The sequence below is a fragment of the Novosphingobium ginsenosidimutans genome (genome assembly GCF_007954425.1).
Lineage (GTDB): Bacteria > Pseudomonadota > Alphaproteobacteria > Sphingomonadales > Sphingomonadaceae > Novosphingobium > Novosphingobium ginsenosidimutans.
In genome coordinates this window covers 908,590-923,169 of the sequence record NZ_CP042345.1, presented here as the reverse complement: position 1 = coordinate 923,169, position 14,580 = coordinate 908,590, and the positions used below count along the sequence as shown (strand labels likewise).

The 14,580-nt window shown below is 64.9% G+C and carries 15 protein-coding genes; 8 read left to right on the top strand and 7 right to left on the bottom strand.

Annotated elements, in window-relative coordinates; all coding sequences use genetic code 11:
* The first annotated feature begins 82 nt into the window (after positions 1–82).
* Positions 83–2,410, top strand: a complete 2,328-nt coding sequence (locus tag FRF71_RS04640; RefSeq protein ID WP_147089457.1) for a CDC48 family AAA ATPase — start codon at positions 83–85, stop codon at positions 2,408–2,410.
* 3 nt (positions 2,411–2,413) lie between these two features.
* Here the strand turns inward: FRF71_RS04640 and phhA are convergent, their stop codons facing one another.
* Positions 2,414–3,364 carry a phenylalanine 4-monooxygenase gene (gene phhA / locus FRF71_RS04635; RefSeq protein WP_420359393.1) on the bottom strand — a complete coding sequence of 317 codons (951 nt, stop codon included), beginning with the start codon at positions 3,362–3,364 and terminating at the stop codon, positions 2,414–2,416.
* A 113-nt stretch (positions 3,365–3,477) separates the two neighbouring features.
* Between phhA and ppk2 the strand changes: the two genes are divergently transcribed.
* From ppk2 to ribA, 5 genes are all read left to right on the top strand, one after another.
* Positions 3,478–4,257: a polyphosphate kinase 2 gene (gene ppk2, locus FRF71_RS04630; protein WP_147089456.1), complete on the top strand. Its 780-nt coding sequence runs from the start codon at positions 3,478–3,480 to the stop codon at positions 4,255–4,257.
* Between the two features lie 126 nt (positions 4,258–4,383).
* The gene (rpmG, locus tag FRF71_RS04625; RefSeq protein WP_147089455.1) at positions 4,384–4,551 is read left to right on the top strand and encodes a 50S ribosomal protein L33; all 168 of its coding nucleotides are present in this window, start codon (positions 4,384–4,386) and stop codon (positions 4,549–4,551) included.
* A 42-nt stretch (positions 4,552–4,593) separates the two neighbouring features.
* Complete coding sequence (locus tag FRF71_RS04620; RefSeq protein ID WP_147089454.1) at positions 4,594–5,229, top strand: LolA family protein; 636 nt, start codon at positions 4,594–4,596, stop codon at positions 5,227–5,229.
* A gap of 489 nt (positions 5,230–5,718) precedes the next feature.
* Entirely contained in the window at positions 5,719–6,510 is a 792-nt protein-coding gene (locus FRF71_RS04615) for an exodeoxyribonuclease III (protein WP_147089453.1), read from the top strand.
* The gene (gene ribA, locus FRF71_RS04610) at positions 6,507–7,559 is read left to right on the top strand and encodes a GTP cyclohydrolase II (protein WP_147089452.1); all 1,053 of its coding nucleotides are present in this window, start codon (positions 6,507–6,509) and stop codon (positions 7,557–7,559) included. The genes FRF71_RS04615 and ribA overlap by 4 nt, the downstream gene beginning before the upstream one ends.
* Here ribA and FRF71_RS04605 read toward each other — a convergent pair.
* From FRF71_RS04605 to FRF71_RS04590, 4 genes are read right to left on the bottom strand one after another with little or no spacing between them, the layout of a single operon-like run.
* Positions 7,556–8,509 (bottom strand): right-handed parallel beta-helix repeat-containing protein, encoded by a 954-nt coding sequence (locus FRF71_RS04605; protein ID WP_147089451.1) that lies wholly within the window; start codon positions 8,507–8,509, stop codon positions 7,556–7,558. The genes ribA and FRF71_RS04605 overlap by 4 nt on opposite strands.
* Positions 8,510–8,554: 45 nt before the next feature.
* Positions 8,555–8,812 carry a hypothetical protein gene (locus FRF71_RS04600; RefSeq protein ID WP_147089450.1) on the bottom strand — a complete coding sequence of 86 codons (258 nt, stop codon included), beginning with the start codon at positions 8,810–8,812 and terminating at the stop codon, positions 8,555–8,557.
* Positions 8,805–9,014: a type II toxin-antitoxin system antitoxin gene (locus FRF71_RS04595; RefSeq protein WP_147089449.1), complete on the bottom strand. Its 210-nt coding sequence runs from the start codon at positions 9,012–9,014 to the stop codon at positions 8,805–8,807. The genes FRF71_RS04600 and FRF71_RS04595 overlap by 8 nt, the downstream gene beginning before the upstream one ends.
* 8 nt (positions 9,015–9,022) lie before the next feature.
* Positions 9,023–9,934: an SPFH domain-containing protein gene (locus FRF71_RS04590; protein ID WP_147089448.1), complete on the bottom strand. Its 912-nt coding sequence runs from the start codon at positions 9,932–9,934 to the stop codon at positions 9,023–9,025.
* 335 nt (positions 9,935–10,269) lie between these two features.
* Between FRF71_RS04590 and FRF71_RS04585 the strand changes: the two genes are divergently transcribed.
* Together FRF71_RS04585 and FRF71_RS04580 are read left to right on the top strand one after the other, a co-directional pair.
* Entirely contained in the window at positions 10,270–10,443 is a 174-nt protein-coding gene (locus tag FRF71_RS04585) for an HP1242/YdcH family protein (RefSeq protein ID WP_147089447.1), read from the top strand.
* An 87-nt stretch (positions 10,444–10,530) separates the two neighbouring features.
* On the top strand, positions 10,531–11,541 hold the full coding sequence (locus tag FRF71_RS04580; protein ID WP_147089446.1) for a TerC family protein: 1,011 nt from the start codon (positions 10,531–10,533) through the stop codon (positions 11,539–11,541).
* Here the strand turns inward: FRF71_RS04580 and recQ are convergent, their stop codons facing one another.
* Together recQ and FRF71_RS04570 are read right to left on the bottom strand one after the other, a co-directional pair.
* Entirely contained in the window at positions 11,542–13,320 is a 1,779-nt protein-coding gene (gene recQ / locus FRF71_RS04575; protein WP_147089445.1) for a DNA helicase RecQ, read from the bottom strand.
* A 39-nt stretch (positions 13,321–13,359) separates the two neighbouring features.
* Positions 13,360–14,547, bottom strand: coding sequence for a serine hydrolase domain-containing protein (locus FRF71_RS04570; protein WP_238339422.1), 1,188 nt, complete (start codon positions 14,545–14,547; stop codon positions 13,360–13,362).
* Positions 14,548–14,580 lie beyond the last annotated feature (33 nt).

The following is a 14,580-nucleotide window of genomic DNA, read 5'->3' as shown; positions in this document are numbered from 1 at the left end:
GAACCGTACCCTTTGCATTCCGGTTTCGAGTTCCTAGCTTAGCCCTTGTCCGGCCTGTTGGGGCCGCAACCAGGATGGGACCATGGCCGACAAGGATCCAGCAAGCGTCACGGCTGACGCCGGCACCCGCGCCGTGCGGCTGCAGGTGGCGGCCGCTCGCCAGGAAGAAAGCGGGCAGGGCATCGCCCGGCTCCCCAAGGCGACCATGGGCCGGCTTGGCATTACCGAAGGCGACATCGTCTCGATCGAGGGTAAGCGCTCGACGGCGGCGCGCGCGGTCCTGGCCTATGCGGAGGACGAAGGGCTGGAAGTCATCAGGCTTGATGGCTTGCAGCGCGCCAATGCCGGGGTCGGTTCGGGCGATCACGTCCAGGTCGATCGGGCCGAAAGCCGTCCGGCAACGCGGGTGGTGTTTGCCCCGGCACAGCAGGACATGCGCCTGCAGGGTCCGGGTCAGGCGCTGAAGCGCAACTTCTTCGGCCGGCCACTGGTGGCAGGCGATCTGGTTGCCACGACCGGTCAGACCCCGGTGCGCGATATGCCGCCGCAGGTTGCGCGGATGCTGAATGCCCCAGCCTTCGCCCTCACCCAGATCCGTCTGACCGTCGTCTCGACCAGCCCCAAGGGCATCGTCCACATCGACGAGAACACCGAGGTCGAACTGCGCGAGGAGTATGAAGAAGCGCGCGGCAGCCGCGGCGAGGTCAATTATGACGACGTCGGCGGCATGGGCGATACGATCCAGCAATTGCGCGAAATGGTCGAACTGCCGCTCCGCTATCCCGAACTGTTCACGCGCCTGGGAGTCGATCCGCCCAAGGGCGTGCTGCTTCACGGTCCGCCGGGAACCGGTAAGACGCGCCTGGCCCGCGCCGTCGCGAACGAGAGCGAAGCCAGCTTCTTCACCATCAACGGCCCCGAGATCATGGGCAGCGCCTATGGCGAGAGCGAGCGGCGGTTGCGCGAGGTGTTCGAGGAAGCGGCCAAGTCCTCGCCCTCGATCGTCTTCATCGACGAGATCGATTCGATCGCGCCCAAGCGTTCGCAGTCCCCCGGCGAGGCGGAAAAGCGGCTGGTTGCCCAGCTGCTGACGCTGATGGACGGGCTCCACGCCCGCTCCCACATCGTCGTGATCGCGGCGACCAACCGGCCCGATGCGCTCGATGAGGCGCTGCGCCGCCCGGGCCGCTTCGACCGCGAGATCGTGATTGGCGTGCCCGATGAAAGCGGCCGCCGCGAGGTGCTGGGCATCCACACCCGGGGTATGCCGCTGGGTGACGGGGTCGATCTCGACGAACTGGCCCGCACCACCCACGGTTTTGTCGGTGCCGACATCGCCGCGCTGGCCCGCGAAGCCGCAATCGAGGCGGTGCGGCGCATCATGCCGCAGCTTGACCTAGAGGCGCAGACCATCCCGCCTGAAGTGCTGGAGAAGCTGGTTGTTACCCGCGACGACTTCCTCGCGGCACTGAAGCGCGTCCAGCCCTCGGCGATGCGCGAAGTGATGGTCCAGGTGCCGAACATCGGCTGGGCCGATATCGGCGGCGCGGACGAGGCGCAGGAAAAGCTGAAGGAAGGGATCGAGCTACCGCTCAAGCATCCCGAGGCGTTCCGCCGACTGGGCATCCGCCCGGCCAAGGGCTTCCTGCTCTATGGCCCGCCCGGCACCGGCAAGACCCTGCTGGCCAAGGCCGTCGCCAAGGAAAGTGAGGCGAACTTCATCTCGGTCAAGAGCTCGGACTTGCTCTCCAAATGGTACGGCGAAAGCGAGCAGCAATTGTCGCGCCTGTTCGCCCGCGCCCGCCAGGTCGCGCCCTGCGTGATCTTCATCGACGAGATCGACAGCCTGGTTCCGGCGCGCGGCACCAGCGGCAACGAGCCGCAGGTCACCGCGCGGGTGGTCAACACCATGCTGGCCGAAATGGACGGAATGGAAGAGCTTGCCTCGGTCGTGCTGATCGGCGCAACCAACCGGCCGGGACTGGTTGATCCGGCGCTGCTGCGACCGGGCCGGCTGGACGAGCTGGTCTATGTCGGTACGCCTGATGCCAAAGGCCGCGAGCATATCCTCAAGATCCATACCGGGAAGATGCCGATGGCCAGCGATGTCGATCTGGGCGCGATTGCGCGGGAGGCCGAGCGCTTCACCGGAGCGGACCTGGAAGACGTGGTGCGCCGCGCTGGCCTCAACGCGATCCGCCGCGCCGGGGCGGACGCCGCCGAGGTGAACGGAGCCGACTTCCGCGAGGCCCTGGCCGATTCGCGCGCCACCGTTTCAGCCGAGATGGAGACCGAATACCTCAAGATGAAAGGCGAGTTGAAGAAGCGCGCTGCCGAGGTAACCTCGACCCAGATCGGCTTCCTCGCGCCGGGGATGGTCCAATCCACCCGCGAACGGAAGCACGACTAGGCGTCAGACCGGCTTGGCGCCACTCCCTCGCCCACCCCGCAGGGCATATTCCTGCGTGCCGCGGTGGAGTACGTCGTCCACGTCTATCACGGCGGAGTTGGCATAAGTGAAGCCGGGGCCGAGCGCCCGGTAAAGCCGGTCAAAGTCGCGGTCGACGGTGTCGTGATAGAGCTCGCCGAAGTTCTCGATCACGAAATAGGTCGGCTGCAGATCGTCGATCACATAATCGGTGCGCATCACCCGGTCGACGTTGAGCATGATTCGGTTGGGGCTCTGTGCCTCGATCGAGAAGACCGTCTCCGTCGGGCCGGAGAGGATCCCAGCACCATAGGCCCGCAGGCCGTCGGCTTCTTCCGGCCCTTCCAGGATCAGGCCGAACTCGACCGTATACCAATAGAGCGCGCCTAGCGCCTTGAGCCGGTTGTAGCGCATCGCCTTCCACCCGGCGCGACCATATTCCTGCATGTAGTCCGCAAAAGTCGGATCGGTCAGCATCGGCACGTGACCGAAGACATCGTGGAACACGTCCGGTTCCTGGATATAGTCAAAGGTCTCGCGCGTGCGGATGAAGTTGCCGGCCGGGAAGCGGCGGTTTGCCAGGTGCCAGAAGAACACATGGTCCGGGATCAGCATTGGCACGGGCACCACCGACCAGCCAGTCAGGCCGCTCAGTTCCTCTGACAGCCGCGCAAAGTCCGGCACGCCGCCACGCCCCAGGTCAAGCCGCTCCAGCCCGGCCAGGAAGGCGCTGGCCGCGCGGCCGGGCAGAACCTGCATCTGCCGAGCATAGAGATCGTCCCAGATCCTGTGCTCTTCGGCGCTGTATTGGCGCTGGGCCGGCTCAAGCCAGTCCTCGCCAACTTCGGCCGGGCGCTGCAGCGGCGCGGTGAACACATCCGGCCCCGGATCGGGCAGCCGGGTAAAGTCGGTTTCGGGTGGGGTGGCGTGCGTCAACATGGTTTCGGTTGAAACTTGTATCATCTTGGCAGGCCGTGTTCCAGTCCATTGCAGCAAGTGATTGCGCAGGAACCGATTGTGGCGCAGCCTTGCCGAAACGGGGACTCGCCATGGCCAAGAAGCTGAAGCGCAAAGACTATGAAGAGCAACTGGAGCCGCTGGCCGAGGAGCTGGTGGCCATGTCGCGCTGGGTCGCGGCGACGGGCGCGCGGATTGTCGTGCTGTTCGAAGGGCGCGACACGGCCGGTAAGGGCGGCGCGATCAAGGCGCTATCGGCTCATCTCAATCCGCGCCAGTGCCGGGTCGTGGCCCTGGCGAAACCCAACGAAGTCGAAGCCGGTCAGTGGTATTTCCAGCGCTATGTCAGCCATCTGCCCGCAGCGGGTGAGATCGTTCTGTTCGATCGCTCATGGTATAACCGCGCCGGCGTCGAACGGGTGATGGGCTTTGCCAAGCCGGCGCAGGTCTCGGCCTTTCTCAAGGCTGCGCCCCGGTTCGAGCGGCTGCTGGTCGATGATGGTATCCTGCTGTTCAAATACTGGCTTGGCTGCGACCAGGCGCAGCAGGAACAGCGCCTGGCTGAGCGGCTGGCGGATCCGCTCAAGCGCTGGAAGCTATCGCCGATCGATCTCGCCTCGCGGGACAAGTATGATGCCTATACCCGGGCGCGCGAGGCGATGCTGCGCGCCACACACAGCCCGCAAGCGCCCTGGACCATCGTCGATTTCAACGACCAGAAGCGCGGGCGCTTGACGCTGATTCGCGACTTCCTCGATCGCCTTCCCGATACCCGCCTCGATCCGCCTGAAATTGCCATTCCGCCGCTGGGCCGCGAACCGGCCAACGAAACCTATGGCGTGCTGGCGCCGCTGCAGCCGTTCAAGCCCTAAGCAGAGCCTTGACTTTCGGCTGCGGCTGACGCAATGGGCCGGGCCTTGAGGGCGGCGCGCGATGTGCCGCCTTGCCAGTTTTAGCGGCCTAGCGGCCGATTCGTTGAAAGAACAGGACGCACCGCCATGGCGAAGCCCGCAACCGTCAAGATCCGGCTGGTTTCCACCGCCGATACCGGCTTCTTCTACGTCACGAAGAAGAATCCGCGCAACACCACCGAGAAGATGGTGTTCAAGAAGTATGACCCGGTCGTGCGCAAGCATGTCGAGTTCAAGGAAGCCAAGATCAAGTAAGGTTCACTGGCGGTTCAAGGCCGTGCTGCTACAAGCGCGGCCATGACTTCTAGATTGACCTTCGGATCGCTTGCAGGTGCCGCCGTTTCGGCGGCGCTTGTCGTTTCTGCCCCTGCTCCCGCCGTAGCCCAGGATGCGGCTGATCTGGCCAGCGCGGTTACTGCGCTGCGCGCCATTTCCACCCTGCGGGCCGATTTCGTGCAGTCCGACACCCGCGGCCAGCAGGTCAGGGGTGTGCTGACGCTGAAGCGTCCGGGCAAGATCCGCTTCCAGTACGAGAAGGGTGTGCCGATGCTGATCGTGTCGGACGGCAGCGCGCTGACCTTCATCGATTATGAAGTCCGCCAGGTCCAGCGCTGGCCGATCAAGAACAGCCCGCTTGGCGCGCTGCTCGATCCCAGCCGCGATGTTGGCAAATACGGCCGGGTCATGCCCACGGGCAGCGACCGAATTGTCAGCGTTGAGGTGCGCGATGCCAAGCGACCCGAGTATGGGGTGATCACTTTGGTCTTTACTCGCAAGGCCGGCGCGCCGGGCGGGCTCGAACTGTCGAGCTGGGCGGCGCTTGATTCGCAGAAGCGGCGAACCATCGTAACGCTCTCGAATCAGCAATATGACCTTGCCGTGCCGGACAACACCTTCCGCTACAACGATCCGCGCGGACCCGTTCGTCGATGAGACTCAACGGTCCGTCGCGGGACGTGCCGTCGCTGCGACAAATGGCGACAGACTCGTGTCGATTGTTCATGGGCCAGCAAGCCGAAAAGGCCTAGAACGGTTCTCGACGGCGCGGTTTGAGACGGGTTTCCCCCCTGTTGCCCAAGTCTCCTGTAGGCCGCACCGTCATAGCGTGACGAACGCACCAAGGAACCCTCGGTCCAATGCCCCCGGACCGAGGGTTTTTTGCGTTATGGCGCTGGATTGCCTGAAGCCGGGCTACGAACGGCATCGCGCTGCGCTTCCGGTGCTCACGACCAGTAAGGTCGCTCCGCGCCGGTTCTCGCGCAACGCCATTCTCGCTCCGGCTTGAGCCAATCCAGCACCACAACGCGGGCTAACCTAAGCCCAATCCCCTTCAGGGGAGGGGGTTTGGGGGTGGGGGCGGTCATGCACTAGCTCTCCGTACTACCCTTGCCGCCCTGTCGCATCACACCTAAAGCCCAAGGCATGGTTTCGATTGCCACCTGGAACATCAATTCCGTCCGTCTGCGCGCCGATCAGGTGGTGCGGTTCCTGAGCGAGCAGGGGCCGGACGTGCTGTGCCTGCAAGAGATCAAGTGTGCCGAACACCTGTTCCCGCACGAGGTGTTCGAGGCTGCAGGCTACACGCACCGCGTGGTTCACGGGCAGAAGGGCTATCACGGCGTCGCCACGGTTAGCCGCATCCCGCTGCGGGAATTTGGCCGGCATGACTGGCAGGATAACGGCGAAGCCCGGCATGTGGGGGTCGAGCTGCTCGGCCCGGGGCAAGGCCTGGTGCTGGAGAACGTCTACATTCCGGCCGGCGGCGACATTCCGGATCGCGAGCAGAACGTGAAGTTCGGCCAGAAGCTCGATTTCCTTGAACGGATGGCGCGCTGGGCCGACAAGCTCGATCGGCCAACGCTGATCGTCGGCGATTTCAACATCGCCCCGCTGGAATGCGATGTTTACGACCACAAGGCGCTGCTCAAGGTCGTCAGCCATACCCCTATCGAGATCGAGGCGCTCTACCGCTTCCGCGATGCCCATGGCTGGGTTGACCTTGGCCGCAAGCATATCCCCGCGCCCGAGCGGAACTGGACCTGGTGGTCCTATCGCACCTATTGGCAGGAAAAGGATCGCGGCCGCCGGCTTGACCACATGTGGGCCTCACCCGAATTGGCCACCCAGTCAGTCAGCCACCGGTTCGTCGAGGAGACCCGCCGCTGGGAGCAGCCAAGCGATCACGTGCCGCTGATCACGGAGTTTGCCCTTTGAGGGCGACCCGCCGCATTGCCCTGGCGCTTGATGCTTTGCGTCACGGTTGGCCGATCGAGGTCGATGGAGTGCTGCGCCTGTTGCCGGCCGAGACCGGCTTTGGCCCCGATGTCACCGCCCCGCGCCTGCTGATTTCGGCAGCGCGCGCCGTCACGCTCAAGCTCGCCAATCAGCGCGAGGCGGCCGTGCCCGAAGCCCCGGTGCTGATCCGCGGGGCCGAGCCGTTCACCCTGCCTGCCGCCCGCGTGCTGGCCGATCCGGCCGAAGACCTCAACTGGCCAATGAAGGGCCCGTTCCTGGCTGAGCACCTTGACCACTCGCGCGCTGCTGAAACGGCGCTGTCGCTGGCGCGGCTGGCCGGGATCCTGCCGGCCTTCCTGGTCGATCCGGATGGGGCAGGCGAGGCCCAGGCGGTCTCCTCGGGCGATCTTGCCGAATTCACTGATCCGCGCCACTTAGCCATCGCCACCCGCGCCCGCCTGCCAGTCGCCGCGGCGGAGGACGCGGAAATCATTGCCTTCCGTTCGGCGGACGACCTGCGGGAACATGTCGCCCTGGTGATCGGCCAGCAGAATGCAGACCGCGCACCGCTGGTCCGGCTCCACTCGGAATGCCTGACCGGCGACATCCTTGGCAGCCTCAAGTGCGATTGCGGGCCGCAGCTCGATGCCGCGCTGCGCGCCATGGCGCAGGAAGCGGAGAGTGGCGGCTGGGGCGTGCTGCTCTACCTGCGTCAGGAAGGGCGCGGGATTGGCCTGGTCAACAAGCTGCGCGCCTATCAGCTGCAGGATCAGGGCTTCGACACGGTCGATGCCAACAACCGCCTCGGCCTACCCACGGAAGCCCGCGACTTCCCGGTTGCGGCGCGGATGCTGCACTTGCTCGGCGTTGGCCCGATCCGGCTGATGACCAACAACCCGGCCAAGGTCGAAGCGCTATCCGCTGCCGGGGTGATCGTAGCTGAACGCGTGCCGCACCAGTTGCCGCCCAACCCGCACAACGCCCGCTATCTCGATACCAAGCGCGACCGGACGGGGCACTTGCTTTAGCGGCGGTCGCTTCGCTTGATCCCCGGTGCCAGATAGTTCGCACCAATCTGCACCGGATCGTCGCTCCAGTTGGCCACGAAGGTGCTCGTTCGGCTGACGCCAGGCGCAAAGCGCGCGTCGTTGTTTTCGATCACCAGGCCGGCCGAGCTATACTGCTTGCCCTCTGGCGCGACGGTGATGAAGGCGGACCAGTTTTCCTTGTCCTGCCCCTGGACGAACCAGTTGCTGGCGATCCGGCCCGAGGCGCCGCCGGGCAAGTCGATCATGTAATTGGTGCCGCGCCCGCCCGAATCGTCGAAGCTGTTGCCAACGATCTCGATCGTGCGGCTGCGGCTCTTGGCATAGTGCCCGCCGCGGCCCTGTTCGAATCGGCTGCGGGTGATTGAGACCGAGCCATAGTCACCAATATAGACTGAGTGCGCGCAGCCGCCTGGCCCTTCGCAGGTGCCAAGCCGCGTGAAGGTCGACTTGTCGATGCTGATGCGGCTTCTGGTGTCGATCCCGCCGAGGATGCCCTGCTGGCTATCGCGGAACCAGCTTTGCGAGACTTCCAGGTTGCCCAGTTCGATCCGGATACCGACCCCGTTGAAATCGGCCACGCGAATGTTGGCAAAGACCAGCCCTTCGACTCGGGCGTTGTCCCCGCGCAGCACCAGCACACCCTTGCCCTCGCAGGCAACGCTATCGAAAATCGCCTGCCCAGGGGTTTCGGCCTGGTAGGTGATCGAACCTGCCCCCTGCACCGCGCAATCGGCGTGGCGGCCATTGGCAATGCGGATCGTGCCCGTGCCGCCGCCAATCGCCTGGACCGCTTCCTGCAGCCGGGCAAAGCGCTGACCGGTTTCGACCACCGTATAGGGCGTGAAATTCTGCGCGCTGGCGAGCGAGACTGGCAGGGCCAGGCTGGCTAGAGCCGAGAAAGCGAGGATCAGGCGGGCGTTCTTGTCCATCCCCAAGCCATGCCAGCACCGGGTTAAGATCAGGCAAAAGCTCGACTAATCACGCTTGCCCCAGCGCCACTTCCAGCCACCTTCGGTGCGTTGGTAGACCAGCGAGGCGAAGGTGGCGGTAGCCGCGATGAACAGGGCAAAGGCGATCGTGCGAACGCGGCCATCGCTTTGATGATCGAGCCAACCGACCACGGCCAGCACGGCCAGGTAGCCGCCCAGCAGCGCCCAGCCTTGCCAGGCGATCGGCCAGCCTGCGCCATAGCCAAAGCGCTTGGGTCCAAACCAGGGCCTGGGTTCATTCATCGCTTTTCTCCTTGGGCGGCCGCCCGCGCCGGGGCGCTTCGCTTGGCGCCACCTTGATCCCGCGCCGGCCCAGCGCTTCGCGCAGCAGGACTTCGATCTCGGCGTTGACCGAGCGGAAGTCGCTGGCTGCGGCCCGCTCCAGCGCTGTGAACAGCGCCGGATCGAGCCGCAGCGGAAAGGCCTTTTTAGCGGGCGGCGCCATGGCTCAGGTCACTGGTACAGCGTGCCTGTGTTGACCACCGGCTGGGTATCGCGCTCGCCGCAGAGCACGACCATCAGGTTGGACACCATCGCCGCCTTGCGCTCGTCATCCAGTTGGACCACGCCCTTGTCGCTCAGCTGCTGCAGCGCCATTTCGACCATGGTGACCGCGCCTTCGACCAGCTTGGTCCGCGCCGCGATCACGGCTTCGGCCTGCTGGCGGCGCAGCATCGCCCCGGCGATTTCCTGGGCATAGGCGAGGTGCGTGAAGCCGCATTCGTCAACCGTGATCCCGGCCATGGTCAGCCGCGCGATCAGTTCCTTGCGCAGTTCCACGCCCACTTCGTCGTGGTTGCCGCGCAGGGTGATCTCGGCATGGGCGAAATCGTCATAGGGATAGCGTGAGCCGATTGTGCGGACCGCCGCCTCGATCTGGACCATGACGAAGGCCTTGTAATCATCGACGTCATAAAGCGCCTGGGCGGTATCGACCACGCGCCAGACCACCTGGGCCGCCATCTCGATCGGGTTGCCGCGCAGGTCGTTGACCTTGATCTTGTCCGAAACCAGGTTGTTGGCGCGGACCGAGATCTTGGTCTTGCCCATCCACGGCCAGACCCAGCGCAGACCTTCATTGCGATCGGTACCGCGATAGGCACCGAACAGCGTGATTGCCGCGGCCTGGTTGGGCTGGATCATGTAGAACCCGCTGGCGAGAACGATCAGCAGGACCATCGCCACCCCGGTCGACACGACAAAGCCGAATACCTCCGAATCGTCTGGCTGGCCGCCGGCGAAGCTGACGATGCGCCAGATTGTGAGGACGAGCAGGACGAGGAAGGTGATGAAGATCAGATAGCCGCTGGTGCTCCAGGCGCGCTTTTCGCGGCTGATGGCCATCGGCGTGTGTGCATCGGACATGAGTGTGACCCCTGTGATTCGATCAGCATTAAAACTGATATCACATTAATATCGTGATTCGTGTAGCCGTCAAGCAGATCCGCGCCACCAAAAAATCACTCTTGAAATAAGAGCGAATCAGTCTTAATAACAGTCCTGCGGGACCGGGCCCCTCTGGCGCGGCGCACTGGCACCATCCCCCCTTCCCAGCCAGGGCGCAGCGTGATGTCGGACCGCATCGGATGAAGCCGATGCCTAGGGTCCGGACACCTTGTCCCCCCATCCCAAGGAAACTGGGCTCCAGGCTCGGCTCATCCGATCGAACTTCAGTCCGTTCGATTAGGGAGCATTTTGCCATGTCCGATCGTGTGTTCCGTCTTTTGGAGCGCCACCAGAAGCTTGATGAAGCCCTGCGCCTCGCGCAGCGGCGGCGGCTGGCTGATCCGTTCGAGATCATCCGGCTTAAGAAGCTCAAGCTGGCGATCAAGGACCGGATGGCGCGTCTGCTGCACCGTCCGCGGCCCACCTAACTGCAAGTTGACCACCACCTCAGCGCCGGAACAGGGCTCAACACCCTCGTTCCGGCGTGCTTTTGTTTTGAACAGGGATAAAGATTGATGGAATTCCTCACCGCCGACTGGCTCGGCACACCGGTCTGGTTCTGGCTGGCCTTTATCGGCATCGTCATCGCGCTGACCGTCTTTGACCTGGGCATCCTGCACAAGGAAGACCGCGAGATGGGCATCGCGGAATCCTTGAAGCTGTCGGTCTTCTACATCGCGATCGCCATGGCCTTTGGCGTCTGGGTGTGGATCGAGAAGGGCGGCGACCTGGGGATGAAGTACTATACCGGGTACTTCATTGAGAAGGCGCTCTCGATCGACAATGTCTTCGTGATCAGCCTGATCTTCACCTTCTTCGCGATCCCGCCCAAGTACCAGTACCGCGCGCTGCTCTGGGGCATTCTGGCGGTGATCGTGCTGCGCGGTCTGATGATCGCCGCGGGTGCTGCGCTGGTCCAGGAAGCCTACTGGGTGCTCTATATCTTCGCGGCCTTCCTGATCTTCACCGGCGTGAAAATGTTCTTCGCCGGAGATCACGATCCCGACGTGTCGAAGAACCCAGTGGTGCGCTGGATTTCCGCCCACATGCGCGTCACCCCGCAGCTGCATGACCAGCACTTCTTCGTGAAGGTGCCGGACGAGAAGACCGGCAAGCTGGTGACCGCGGTTACCCCGCTGTTCGTCGCGCTGGTAGTGATCAACCTGGCGGATCTGGTCTTTGCGGTGGATTCGGTGCCGGCGATCTTCGCGATCACGACCGATACCTTCATCGTCTATACCAGCAACATTATGGCGATCCTGGGCCTGCGCGCGCTCTATTTCGCGCTGTCGGCCATGGTCCACCGCTTCTACTACCTGAAGTATGCGCTGGCCGCTGTGCTGGTTTTCATCGGTTCGAAGATCTTCGTCTCGGACTTCATCATGGGCGGGGAGAAGTTCCCGCCGGTGCTGAGCCTGGGCGTGACTGCGGGCCTGATCGCGGCGGGCGTGTTCTACTCGCTGTGGGCGACGCGCCACGGCGAGGATGCCGCGCCGCAGCTGCCGCATGACGAGATCCGGCCGTAATCAGTACTGGCGAATGGTGGCGAGGAACGCCTCGCCATAGGCCGCCAATTTCCGGGACCCGACGCCGCCGACTTCGCCCAGCTGGGCAAGGTTGGCGGGTCGGGTCTCGGCCATTTCGCGCAAGGTGGCATCGTGGAAGATGACATAGGGCGGCACCCCGGCCTCAGCCGCGAGTGAGCGGCGCAGTTCGCGCAAGGCTTCGAACAGCGGGTTGCCAACCGGATTGACCGCGCCGCGCTCGCGCCGGCCGCTGCGCCCAGACCGCTCGCGGCGCGGCTGCAGCGCGATCAGGACAGCGGCCTCACCCTTCAATACGTCGCGCGCATCGCCGCCCAGCGCCAGCCCGCCATGCTCGGTCGGGACCAGGCTGCCCCGCGCCTGCAGCGCCCGCATCAGCGGCTTGAGCAAGGGCGCCTCATCGCTGCCAACGATCCCGAAGACCGACAGCCGGTCATGCCCGCGCGCGGTTACCCGCTCGTCCTCCTGCCCCAGCAGCACCTTCTCGACATGGCCGAAGCCATAGGTCTGGCCGGTGCGATAGACGGCCGAGAGCAGCTTGCGGGCCAGTTCGGTAACATCGACGATGCCGGGCGCATCAAGGCAGTTGTCGCAGTTGCCGCAGGTCTGCGGCGGGTCCTCGCCGAAGTGGCGCAGCAGCACGGCGCGGCGGCAGGCCCCGGTCTCGACCAGCGCGGCCAGCGCATCGAGCCGCGTACGCTCACCCGCCTGGCGGTGTTCCTCAACCTCAGCCAGGCGGTGGCGCGCGCGGGCAAAGTCTTCCGCCGCCCACAGCATCAGTGCCACGGCCGGATCGCCATCGCGCCCAGCACGGCCGGTTTCCTGGTAATAGCCCTCAATCGACTTGGGGATGCCGGCATGGGCGACAAAGCGCACGTCGGGCTTGTCGATCCCCATGCCAAAAGCAACCGTGGCAACCATCACCATGTCTTCGCTGGCGACGAAGGCCGCCTGGTTGGCGCTGCGGACCTGTGGATCGAGCCCGGCGTGATAGGGCAGCACCGGGCGGCCGGTCGCGGCACTCAGCTTCTCGGCTAACTCCTCAACCTTCTTGCGCGTGGGCGCATAGACGATCCCCGGGCCTGGCTGCTCTGCCAGCAGCGTCTTCAACTGCTGGAGCAGGCTGTCGCGGTGGCGGATTGCATAGCGGATATTGGGCCGGTCAAACCCGGCGACGATCAGTCCATCCTCACCAATGCCCAGCTGGGTCAGCACGTCCGCGCGGGTGTGCCGGTCGGCAGTGGCGGTCAGAGCCAGGCGCGGCACATCCGGAAAGGCATCCATCAGCGGCCGCAGCAGCCGGTAGTCCGGGCGGAAATCGTGGCCCCATTCCGAAACGCAATGCGCCTCGTCGATGGCGAAGAGGCTGAGCGGCGCGGTGGTTAGCAGCTCGCGAAAATGCGGCTGGCTGGCACGCTCGGGGGCGACATAAAGCAAGTCAAGCGTGCCGGCCCGGAAGCGCTCGATCGTCTCGGCCCGGTCCATGTCGGCGCTGGTCAGGGTGGCGGCGCGAATGCCGTTGGCGGTCGCGGCGCGCAGCTGATCATGCATCAGCGCGATCAGCGGCGAGACCACCACGCAGGTCCCCGCGAGCATCACGGCTGGGAGCTGGTAGGTCAGCGACTTGCCTGCGCCCGTTGGCATGATCGCCAGGGTCGATTGCCCGGCCATGACGCGGGCCAGCACCTGTTCCTGCACCCCGCGAAAGGCGCTGAACCCGAAGGTGGTGTGGAGCTGGTCAAGAAGGGCGTCGCGCGTCACTCCGACGCGCCTAGCCGCGCAGGGCAGGGAGCGGAAGGGCTAGAAGCCCGCTCTCTCCACAACGGACTCTTCAACGGCCAGGAAAGCGGAGCGTCCGATCGGTGCATTGTCCGGCACTGCGCTGGTGAAGAAGGCTATTCCCTTGCCTGTTCGGGGGTCAAACCACAGCCCGCTCTTCAGGCCATAGGCATCGCCCGAATGGCCGAACCGCACTACGCCGTCGCCGAATGGGTCGTCCCGGCACCCGGCCTGCTTGCCGGCCAGACGCTGCACGGCGAGGCCATAGGCGCAGAAAAAGCCGCTGGCGGTCCCATCCTCGCCCAGCCCATTGCTGCCATTGAACTGCCAGACCGGCTTCATCATGCGCGCGTAGGACTGGCGGGAGATCAGGCCCTGGCCCTGGCGGGCCAGCAGCTGGCCGATCTTGGCCAGATCGCGCATCGAAATCCTGAGGCCGCCTTGCGGCGAGAACAGGGCACCATTGTCGCCGAGCCGGTAGCCGGAAAGGTCGCAGTTTGTCCGGTCCGCCAGGAATACCGGACAAGCGGGCGGGTTCCCGCGCAAATCGTCGCGCGCCACTTCGCCGTTGGCGCGGTAAAGCACGACAGCACGCCGGTAGGCATCGGCGCTGCACCCTGCGCCCCAGTTGAAGCAGGCATCGAGCTTGAGCGGCTTCAGCACCAGTCGGCTCATGGCCACGTCAAAGCGCTCGCCGGTGACCTTCTCAATCACGCTGGCGGCGACCGGAAAGTTGAGGTTGGTATAGTGAAACCAGTCGCTGCCCGGCGCGTGTTCGGCATCCCAGACGCGCGGATCCGCCAGCCGCTCTCGCAGCGTCACGCCCAGCGGGATTAAGTAAAGCTCACCGCCGTCGATCAGGCTCGAGCGATGCGACAGCAGCATGGCGAGGGTGATCGGCCGGTCCGGAAAGGCCGGATTGCGCACCGGCCAGCCGAGATAGTCCGAGACATCGCGATCGAGGTCCAGCTTGCCCTGGTCGACTAGCCGCATCACGCCGAGCGTGGTGACCAGCTTGGAAATCGAAGCAATCCGCACGGGATCATCGGCTGTTACCGCACGCCCGGTGGAGCGGTCGGCGAGGCCTTCGGCCAGCACCGGGCGGATCGTCTGGCGATCGAACTGAACCGCGACCGTCGCCGGCGGCTGGGCCTGCGCCTGAAGCGGCGCGGCGAGGATCAGGCAGGCAAGCAAGGGCAGCAGGCGCATGGCCAGCAACCTACTTTCCGCGGCTAACTTGTC

What these genes read in the sequence shown, in the direction of transcription:
- FRF71_RS04580 (WP_147089446.1), top strand. Translation starts at nt 10,531, where the DNA reads ATGGAATTCCTCACCGCCGACTGGCTCGGCACACCGGTCTGGTTCTGG.
- FRF71_RS04600 (WP_147089450.1), bottom strand. Translation starts at nt 8,812, where the DNA reads ATGAATGAACCCAGGCCCTGGTTTGGACCCAAGCGCTTTGGCTATGGC.
- FRF71_RS04615 (WP_147089453.1), top strand. Translation starts at nt 5,719, where the DNA reads ATGGTTTCGATTGCCACCTGGAACATCAATTCCGTCCGTCTGCGCGCC.
- FRF71_RS04595 (WP_147089449.1), bottom strand. Translation starts at nt 9,014, where the DNA reads ATGGCGCCGCCCGCTAAAAAGGCCTTTCCGCTGCGGCTCGATCCGGCG.
- FRF71_RS04640 (WP_147089457.1), top strand. Translation starts at nt 83, where the DNA reads ATGGCCGACAAGGATCCAGCAAGCGTCACGGCTGACGCCGGCACCCGC.
- FRF71_RS04620 (WP_147089454.1), top strand. Translation starts at nt 4,594, where the DNA reads ATGACTTCTAGATTGACCTTCGGATCGCTTGCAGGTGCCGCCGTTTCG.
- FRF71_RS04585 (WP_147089447.1), top strand. Translation starts at nt 10,270, where the DNA reads ATGTCCGATCGTGTGTTCCGTCTTTTGGAGCGCCACCAGAAGCTTGAT.
- ppk2 (WP_147089456.1), top strand. Translation starts at nt 3,478, where the DNA reads ATGGCCAAGAAGCTGAAGCGCAAAGACTATGAAGAGCAACTGGAGCCG.
- FRF71_RS04570 (WP_238339422.1), bottom strand. Translation starts at nt 14,547, where the DNA reads ATGCGCCTGCTGCCCTTGCTTGCCTGCCTGATCCTCGCCGCGCCGCTT.
- FRF71_RS04605 (WP_147089451.1), bottom strand. Translation starts at nt 8,509, where the DNA reads ATGGACAAGAACGCCCGCCTGATCCTCGCTTTCTCGGCTCTAGCCAGC.
- FRF71_RS04590 (WP_147089448.1), bottom strand. Translation starts at nt 9,934, where the DNA reads ATGTCCGATGCACACACGCCGATGGCCATCAGCCGCGAAAAGCGCGCC.
- rpmG (WP_147089455.1), top strand. Translation starts at nt 4,384, where the DNA reads ATGGCGAAGCCCGCAACCGTCAAGATCCGGCTGGTTTCCACCGCCGAT.